The following is a 6,721-nucleotide window of genomic DNA, read 5'->3' as shown; positions in this document are numbered from 1 at the left end:
AGCGCATCCGCCTCGCGGCCCAGGGGCGTGTGGTACAGCTTCACCTGCTCCATGGTGCGGCGGCGGTAGTCGGTGCCGTTGTCCACGTTCACCACCTCCAGCTTCGCATTGAGCAGGTCGATGGCGGGCCGGATGCGGTCGCGGTGCAGCCCGTTGGGGTAGAGGTCGTCGGGCCGGAAGTTGGAGGTGGTGACGAAACCCACGCCGTTGTCGAACAGGGCGACCAGCAGGCGGTGCAGGATCATCGCGTCGGTGATGTCCGCGACGTGGAATTCGTCGAAGCAGATCAGGCGGTAGCGCTTGGCGATGCGCGCACCTAGGGCGTCGAGCGGGTTGACGGTGCCTTGCAGCTCCGCCAGCTCGCGGTGCACCTCGCGCATGAACTCGTGGAAGTGCAGGCGGGTCTTGCGCACCACCGGCACGGCCTGGAAGAAGCAGTCCATCAGGAAGCTCTTGCCGCGCCCCACCCCGCCGTGCAGGTAGACGCCGCGCGGGATGGGGGGACGGTTGATCAGCTTCTTGAAGGCGTTGGAGCGCTGCTCCTTGTACCCCGACCAGTCGGTGGCACAGCGCTCCAGCGCCGCCACCCCGCGCAACTGCGCCGGATCCGGCTGGTAGCCGCGGGCCTTGAGTTCACGCTCGTAAACAGCTCTGACGCTCATGAAAACCTAAATGCAAGGACGCAAAGAACGCAAAGGATCCGCAAAGGACGCAAAAGAGACCATCAATGGAATTCCTTTCGCGTCCTTTGCGTGACCTTTGCGTCCTTTGCGTCCGGCCGTTGGCTGTTCAGAAGTTCAACGTCCGCTTGTCCACCGCCAGCGCCGCTTCCTTGGTCGCTTCGGAGAGCGACGGGTGGGCGTGGCAGATGCGGGCGATGTCTTCGCTGGAGGCCTTGAACTCCATGGCCACCACGGCCTCGGAGATCAGCTCGCTGGCCATCGGGCCGACGATGTGCACGCCCAGGATCTCGTCGGTCTTGGCGTCGGCCAGGAACTTCACCATGCCGGTGGTGTCGCCCAGCGCGCGGGCGCGGCCGTTGGCCATGAAGGGGAAGGTGCCGGCCTTGTACTGCACGCCGTCGGCCTTCAGCTGCTCCTCGGTGCGGCCCACCCACGCGATCTCGGGGCTGGTGTAGATCACCCACGGGATGGTGTTGAAGTTGACGTGGCCATGCTGGCCGGCGATGCGCTCGGCCACCGCCACGGCCTCTTCCTCCGCCTTGTGCGCCAGCATCGGGCCGCGCACCACGTCGCCCACCGCCCACACGTTGGGCAGGTTGGTGCGGCACTCGTCGTCGACCTCGATGGCGCCGCGGTCGTTCAGCTTCAGGCCCACCGCTTCGGCGTTCAGGCCGTTGGTGTTCGGCACCCGGCCGATCGACACGATCATGCGGTCGCACTGGAGAGTGTGCTCGCCGCCCTTGGCGTCGGTGTAGGCGACCGACAGGCCCTCGCCTTCGCGCTTGACCTCGCCGACCTTCACGCCCAGCTCGATCTTCAGGCCCTGCTTGTCGAAGGCCTTCTTCGCTTCCTTGGCGATCTGCTGGTCGACGGCGCCCAGGAAGGTGGGCAGCGCTTCCAGCACGGTGACCTCGGCCCCCACGCGGCGCCACACCGAGCCCATCTCCAGGCCGATCACGCCGGAGCCGATCAGCACCAGCTTCTTCGGCACGCTGGGGATGCGCAGCGCGCCGTCGTTGGACAGCACGAATTCCTCGTCGAAAGGCACGCCCGGCAGCGCGCGGGCGTTGGAGCCGGTGGCGACGATCACGTGCTTGCCGACCAGCGTCTCCTCGGAGGCGCCGCTCACCTTGATCTCGTAGCCCTGCTCGCCGGCGGCCGCGAAGGAGCCGCGGCCGTGGAAGAAGGAGACCTTGTTCTTCTTGAACAGGTAGAGGATGCCGTCGTTGTTCTGCTTCACGACGGTGTCCTTGCGGGCGATCATCTTCGCCACGTCCATCGTGAGGCCCGAGATGCCGATGCCGTGGTCGGCGAAGTGCTTGCCGGCGTGCTCGAAGTGCTCGGAGGACTGCAGCAGCGCCTTGGAGGGGATGCAGCCCACGTTGGTGCAGGTGCCGCCCGGCGCGGGGCCGCCCTGCTGGTTCTTCCAGTCGTCGATGCAGGCGGTGTTGAAACCGAGCTGCGCCGCGCGGATGGCAGCGATGTAGCCGCCGGGGCCGCCGCCGATGACGATGACGTCGAATTGTTTGTTGGCCATGGGGGAGGTTTCTTGCTCTTGTTCGGGCGAAGCCCGTCAGAAGGACACGGCCCCGTCAGGGGCCGTGTTTTCTCCGTTTAAATATCGAACAGCAGCCGCGCCGGGTCTTCCAGCGCTTCCTTCATCGCCACCAGCCCCAGCACCGCCTCGCGGCCGTCGATGATGCGGTGGTCGTAGGACATGGCCAGGTAGTTCATCGGGCGGATCACGATCTGGCCGTTCTCCACCACCGCGCGGTCCTTGGTCGCATGCACCCCCAGGATGGCCGATTGCGGCGGGTTGATGATGGGGGTGGAGAGCATCGAGCCGAACACGCCGCCGTTGGAGATGGAGAACGTGCCGCCGGTGAGCTCCTCCAGCCCCAGCTTGCCGTCGCGGGCCTTCTGGCCGAACTCGGCGATCTTCTTCTCGATGTCGGCGAAAGACATCTGGTCGGCGTTGCGCAGGATCGGCACCACCAGGCCGCGCGGCGAGCCCACCGCGATGCCGATGTCGAAGTAGCCGTGGTAGACGATGTCGTTGCCGTCCACCGAGGCGTTGATCACCGGGTACTTCTTCAGCGCGTGCACGGCGGCCTTCACGAAGAAGGACATGAAGCCGATCTTGACGCCGTGCTCCTTCTCGAACTTCTCCTGGAAGCGCTTGCGCATCTCCATCACCGGCGCCATGTTCACCTCGTTGAAGGTGGTCAGGATGGCGTTGGTGGACTGCGACTGCAGCAGGCGCTCGGCCACGCGGGCGCGCAGGCGCGACATCGGCACGCGCTGCTCGGGGCGGTCGCCCAGGTCCGGCTGGCCGACCGGCGCGGCCACCGGCGTGAGGGCGGCACGCGGGGGCGGCGTGGCGCCGGCGGCGGCCTTGGCGATCACGCCGGAAGCCAGCGCGCCGATCACGTCGCCCTTGGTCACGCGGCCGTCGCGGCCGGTGCCGGCCACGGAACCGGAGGCCAGCTTGTTGTCGGCCATCATCTTGGCGGCGGCGGGCATCGCCACGTCGGACTTGGAACCGCCGGCGCTCGCGGCGGCGGGCGCCGGGGCGGCGGTCGCGGTCGCTGCGGCAGGCGCCGCCTTGGCGGCGGCAGGCGCGGCAGCGCCGGCCTTGGCCTCGGTGTCGATCTTCGCGATCACCTGGTCGGAGGTGACGGTGCCGCCGTCGGCGACCACGATCTCGCCCAGCACGCCGGCGCTCGGCGCGGGCACTTCGAGCACCACCTTGTCGGTCTCGATCTCGATCAGGATCTCGTCCAGCGCCACGGCCTCGCCGGGCTTCTTCTTCCACTGCAGCAGCGTCGCCTCGGCAACCGATTCGGACAGTTGCGGGACCTTCACTTCAACGATAGCCATTTGAATTCCTGGTTGAGCGTTCAGCGTCGGGCATCGAGCGTGATCCGGCGCGCGTGGAAGTCCACGCCCAACGCCGGACGCTCAACGCCGAACCGGTTATTTCGTGAGCACGAAGCCCTTCAGCTTCGCGAAGGCCGCATCCACCAGCGCCTTCTGCTGCTCCGCATGCAGGTGCGCGTAGCCCACGGCGGGCGAGGCGGAGGCGGGGCGGCCGGAGTAACCCAGCTTCTGGCCTTCGCTCATGTTCTCGTGGATGTTGTGCTGGATGAAGAACCACGCGCCCTGGTTCTGCGGCTCGTCCTGGCACCACACGAGGTCGGTCGCGTTCGGGTACTTCTTCAGCTCCGCGGCGAAGGCCTTGTGCGGGAAGGGATAGAGCTGCTCGATGCGGATGATGGCCACGTCGTCGGCGCCCTTCTCCTCGCGCTTCTTGGCCAGGTCGTAGTAGACCTTGCCCGAGCACATCACCACGCGCTTCACCTTGTCGGCCTTCAGGTCGCCCTTCTGGTCCGGGATCACGGTCTGGAAGGTGCCCTTGGTGAACTCGGCGAGCGGCGAGGTGGCGTCCTTGTTCCGCAGCAGCGACTTGGGCGTCATGATCACCAAGGGCTTGCGCAGCGGGCGCACCATCTGGCGACGCAGCAGGTGGAAGATCTGCGAAGCGGTGGTCGGCTGGCACACCTGGATGTTGGTGTCGGCCGACAGCTGCATGAAGCGCTCCAGGCGCGCCGAGCTGTGCTCGGGGCCCTGGCCTTCGTAGCCGTGCGGCAGCATCAGCGTGATGCCGTTGACGCGGCCCCACTTCACCTCGCCGGAGGCGATGAACTGGTCGATCACCACCTGGGCGCCGTTGGCGAAGTCGCCGAACTGCGCTTCCCAGATCACCAGGCTGTGCGGGTCGTTGGAGGCGTAGCCGTACTCGAAGCCCAGCACCGCTTCCTCGGACAGGATGGAGTCGATGCAGGTGAAGGCAGCCTGGTTCTCGGCCACGTTCTGCAGCGGAATGTAGGTGCCGACGTCCCACTTCTCGCGGTTCTGGTCGTGCAGCACGGCGTGGCGGTGCACGAAGGTGCCGCGGCCCACGTCCTCGCCCGACAGGCGCACCGGGTAGCCGGAGGCGACCAGCGAGGCGAAGGCCATGTGCTCGCCCATGCCCCAGTCGACGTTGATGTCGCCGCGGCCCATGGCGGCACGGTCTTCCAGCACCTTGCGCACCAGCGGATGCACGGTGAAGTTCTCGGGCACCGTGGTGATGCGCTCGGCCAGGCGCTTCCACTCGGCCAGCGGGATGGCGGTGTCGGCGGCGTCGGTCCACTTCTTGTTCAGGTACGGCGCCCAGTCGACGGCGTACTTGCTCTTGAAGTTGGAGATGACCGGGTCGACCGTGTGCTTGCCCGCATCCATGGCGGCGCGGTAGCCCTTGACCATGTCGTCGCCCAGCGACTCGCCCAGGCCCTGCGCGGCCAGCTTGTCGGCGTACAGCTTCCGCGTGCCGGGATGGGCCGCGACCTTCTTGTACATCAGGGGCTGGGTGAGCGAGGGCGTGTCCTGCTCGTTGTGGCCCAGCTTGCGGAAGCAGACGATGTCCACCACCACGTCCTTGTTGAACTCCATGCGGTACTCGAGCGCCAGCTGGGTCGCGAGCACCACGGCTTCCGGATCGTCGCCGTTCACGTGCAGCACCGGCGCCTCGATCATCTTGACCACGTCGGTGCAGTACAGCGTCGAGCGCGTGTCGCGCGGGTCGGAGGTGGTGAAGCCGATCTGGTTGTTGATCACGATGTGCACCGTGCCGCCCGTGTAGTAGCCACGGGTCTCGGCCAGCGCCAGCGTCTCCTGCACCACGCCCTGGCCGGCGATGGCGGCGTCGCCGTGCACCAGCACCGGCAGCACCTGCTTGCCGGGCTTGTCGCCGCGGCGGTCCATCCGGGCCCTGACCGAGCCCTCGACCACCGGGTTGACGATCTCCAGGTGCGAGGGGTTGAAGGCCAGCGACAGGTGCACCGGGCCGCCGGGGGTGCTGACGTCGGAGCTGAAGCCCTGGTGGTACTTCACGTCGCCGGCCGGCAGGTCTTCGGGCGCGGAGTGGTCGAACTCGGCGAACAGGTCCTTGGGCATCTTGCCCAGGGTGTTGACCAGCACGTTCAGGCGGCCCCGGTGGGCCATGCCGATCACGATCTCCTGCACGCCGCGTTCGCCGGCGCGCTGGATCAGTTCGTCCATCGAGGCGATGAAGCTCTCGCCGCCTTCGAGCGAGAAGCGCTTCTGGCCGACGTACTTGGTGTGCAGGAAGCGCTCCAGGCCTTCGGCCGCGGTCAGGCGGTCGAGGATGTGCTTCTTCTTCTCGGGGCTGAACTGGGGCTTGCTGCGGATCGACTCCAGCTTCTGCTGCCACCAGCGCTTGTGGCCCTGGTCGCTGATGTACATGAACTCGGCGCCGATGGTGCCGCAGTACGTCTCGCGCAGGGCGTTGAGCATCTCGCGCAGCGACATGCTGTCCTTGCCGAAGAAGGTGTTGCTGGTGTTGAACACCATCTCCTGGTCGGCATCGGTGAAGCCGTAGAAGGACGGCTCCAGCTCGGGAATGTTCTCGCGCTCGGCGCGCTTGAGCGGATCGAGGTCGGCCCAGCGGGCGCCGACGTTGCGGTAGGCCGCGATCAGCTGCTGCGCGGCGGTGCGCTTGCGGGCGGTCTCGAGGTCGGCGCCGGCGGCGACCACCACGCGGGTGACGCCCTGCTTGGCGCGCTCGGCGAACGCGTTGACCACCGGCAGATGGGGCACGTCGCGGGCATTGGAGCCGTCGACGGCGGGCACGTTCTGCAGCGCGTCGAAATACTCGCGCCACATGTCGGGAACGCTGCCGGGATTGGCGAGATAGTTCTCGTACATCTCCTCGACGTAGGGGGCGTTGCCGCCGAAGAGATAGGAATTGCCCTGGTAGGCCGTGTAGACGGAGCTTTGATCGCTCATCGTGAGTTCGCTACTTTCCGCTCCCCTTCGAGGAGCATGGAGCTGGTTGAGAACCTTCCGCGACACGGCTGGACCGGTTGGCGGATGCGACTGTGGGGGAAGGGCCCTTGGGTTGCGACGCGGATTGTGCCACGTTCCGTGGCACGCCGCTTTCGCAACCCGAGGTTTCCCTTCCCCCAGGGGGAAGG

The 6,721-nt window shown here is 67.0% G+C and carries 4 protein-coding genes; all 4 read right to left on the bottom strand.

The features are described 5' to 3' along the window. A partial coding sequence (gene zapE / locus VFM98_RS23160; RefSeq protein WP_325112253.1) for a cell division protein ZapE occupies window positions 1–662 on the bottom strand: 662 nt, incomplete at its 3' end. Window positions 663–789: 127 nt separating this feature from the next. Further along, on the bottom strand, window positions 790–2,220 hold the full coding sequence (gene lpdA / locus VFM98_RS23155; protein ID WP_325112252.1) for a dihydrolipoyl dehydrogenase: 1,431 nt from the start codon (window positions 2,218–2,220) through the stop codon (window positions 790–792). A 77-nt stretch (window positions 2,221–2,297) separates the two neighbouring features. Next, window positions 2,298–3,563 carry a 2-oxoglutarate dehydrogenase complex dihydrolipoyllysine-residue succinyltransferase gene (odhB, locus tag VFM98_RS23150; RefSeq protein WP_325112251.1) on the bottom strand — a complete coding sequence of 422 codons (1,266 nt, stop codon included), beginning with the start codon at window positions 3,561–3,563 and terminating at the stop codon, window positions 2,298–2,300. Window positions 3,564–3,659: 96 nt separating this feature from the next. Further along, window positions 3,660–6,533 (bottom strand): 2-oxoglutarate dehydrogenase E1 component, encoded by a 2,874-nt coding sequence (locus VFM98_RS23145; protein WP_325112250.1) that lies wholly within the window; start codon window positions 6,531–6,533, stop codon window positions 3,660–3,662. Window positions 6,534–6,721: the final 188 nt, after the last annotated feature.

It is taken from the genome of Ramlibacter sp. (assembly GCF_035706265.1).
Classification (GTDB): domain Bacteria; phylum Pseudomonadota; class Gammaproteobacteria; order Burkholderiales; family Burkholderiaceae_C; genus Ramlibacter.
The sequence above is the reverse complement of the archived record's forward strand: the minus strand, read 5'-3'. Positions and strand labels throughout refer to the sequence as shown.